The organism is Clostridia bacterium, from assembly GCA_012841935.1.
GTDB lineage: Bacteria > Bacillota > Peptococcia > DRI-13 > DTU073 > DUTS01.
Genome location: DUTS01000065.1, coordinates 1 through 2,318, shown reverse-complemented (window position 1 = coordinate 2,318; position 2,318 = coordinate 1). Strand labels below are relative to the sequence as shown.

Below are 2,318 nucleotides of genomic sequence, written 5' to 3'. Positions count from 1 at the left end.
TTAATCCACAGTGCTGTCCAGAAATAATTAATGACCTGGAACAATATTGTCGAGAAAAAGGGATTGCCAAGATTACCCAATTGAAAGGGGTGGCTTTATGAGGACAAAGTTAATTGTGGCTTTAGATTATCCTACCTGGTCTGAAGCGGAAGCTCTGGTACAAAAACTTCCAGAAGTAAAGATTTTTAAAGTAGGACTAGAGCTTTATTTAGCTAGTCAGGGTCAAGCAGTTTCAGAATTAAAAAAAAGGGGGAAGGAAGTTTTTTTAGATTTAAAATTTCACGATATTCCTCATACTGTTAGGCAGGCAGCTTGTCAGGCAGCAGCACAAGGAGTATTAATGTTTAATGTACATGCTTGGGGTGGCAGAGAAATGATGAAGGAAGCTGTTCAAGCTGCCCAAGCACAGGATACACTGGTTTTAGCGGTGACAGTTTTAACTAGTTTTAATGAAGCCACGTTACAAGAATTAGGCTTAAAAAACATACAGAAAACAGTAGCTAATTTGGCATCATTAGCTCAAGAAACAGGCTTAGATGGGGTAGTGGCTTCTCCACAAGAAATAGCTTTAATTAGAAAAACCTGTGGCCCTGATTTTAAAATTGTTTGCCCTGGAATTAGACCTCATTGGGCAGCTATAAATGATCAAAAAAGAATTATGACACCAAAAGAAGCCCTTAAGCTGGGAGCAGACTATTTAGTAATTGGCAGGCCAATTACTAAAGCGGCTGATCCTAGAAGGGCTGCTTTAAGAATTATAAAGGAGATGGAAGAAAATGAATAAAGAGGAATTATTAGAGCTCTTTATTAAGCATCATGCTTTACAAACTGGTCACTTTTTATTAACTTCTGGTTTACATAGTGACCGCTATTTACAATGTGCCCAAATTTTACAATATCCCCCTATTGCCGCTAAGCTCTGTGAACAATTAATTACCAAAATAGCTCTACCTATAGATTTAGTTGTTGGACCTGCCATGGGAGGAATTACTCTTTCCTATGAAATGGCCAGACAATTAAAAACAGCTTCCCTTTTTACCGAACGGGAAAAAGGTACCATGACCCTCAGAAGAGGCTTTACTATATCCCCAAATACTCAAGTTTTAGTAGTAGAGGATGTGATTACTACTGGAGGTTCAGTTTTAGAGACAATTAAAGTAGTAGAAAAATATCAAGGTATAGTAAAAGGAGTAGCTGTTCTAGTAGACCGCAGTAATGGTCAAGTAGATTTAGGTTATCCCCTCTATAGTTTACTTTCTTTAGAGGTACAGTCTTATACACCTAAGACTTGTCCCCTCTGCCAAAAAGGTATACCTTTGGTAAAGCCGGGTTCACGATTAGAAGGATGATCTGTAAGAAATAGGGGCTATTTGTCATATTGATTTTTACAGGCAATAAGGGAAAAATTGTTCACAGTGCAGAAAGCTTTTGTGTATTTACCTTTGACACTATCTATTTTGTCGCAACACTTGACGTACTTGAAGATTGAAAGTATAATTAAAATGAAAAAACTATTAACAATTCGCAATAAAGAAATATGTCAAGAGCAAATTTAAAAAAAATATAAACAGAATTTATCATCACCTTTTAAAAGATGGAGCTAAATTAGGTGAGTTCTATCGTGTTTTCCTAGCTCTGCTGTTGGAGTATATTTAGTTTTTGCCAAACACACCCTTTTATGCTTGCGTGATTTTTAACACTATTTGTTGTTTTTATTAAGTAATATCTGAGATAGTTATTACTAGTTTTTTGTTATTTCCGCATTATTATTTAAGTATTTTCTGGATTTTCTAATTTCCCGGGTAGGGCTTATATATTTGGTTGAAGTTTCGTAAGATTGAAAGGAATAATTGTTTCAATTTTGACAAGAATGTCTTTAGCTAATACGCGGTCAATTCCTGATATAGAAATGAATGATTGATATATTTAAAGGCTCATGTAGTTGAGATGACTGCATGGTAGGGAATTGCTTAATTCCTAAGCACATCAAAATGTTAAAAGGGGTTTCAGCAGGGTTGCTATTTTAGGAGTTCCCACAGCTGAAAAAGAAGTTATAAGAGGGAAATTTCTGTAATTCATTCTGCTTTGTGGGAAATACCAGTATATAAAGCGTACAAACCAAAGAGTAGGAAATTTTAATTGCTAGGCAGTTGATTTGTGTTTAATGACTTTCTCCATTGTTAGAAACAAACAAAGAAGTTGGTATTAATGTTTGGTTAAAAGATTTCGCCATTCCCCTAATGAAGAAGTATTCAAGAATCTGAAATTCTTACGGAATCTGGAGTAAAAGTTATTAGTGAAATGTCCCTTTTGTAATA

2 protein-coding genes are annotated in these 2,318 nt (G+C 35.3%); both read left to right on the top strand.

Features of this window, described 5'->3' with window-relative positions:
* Positions 1-97 precede the first annotated feature (97 nt).
* On the top strand, positions 98-784 hold the full coding sequence (gene pyrF, locus GX687_03885) for an orotidine-5'-phosphate decarboxylase (GenBank protein HHX96586.1): 687 nt from the start codon (positions 98-100) through the stop codon (positions 782-784).
* Positions 777-1,349 carry an orotate phosphoribosyltransferase gene (locus GX687_03880; protein ID HHX96585.1) on the top strand — a complete coding sequence of 191 codons (573 nt, stop codon included), beginning with the start codon at positions 777-779 and terminating at the stop codon, positions 1,347-1,349. Before pyrF ends, GX687_03880 begins: the two co-directional genes overlap by 8 nt.
* Positions 1,350-2,318: the final 969 nt, after the last annotated feature.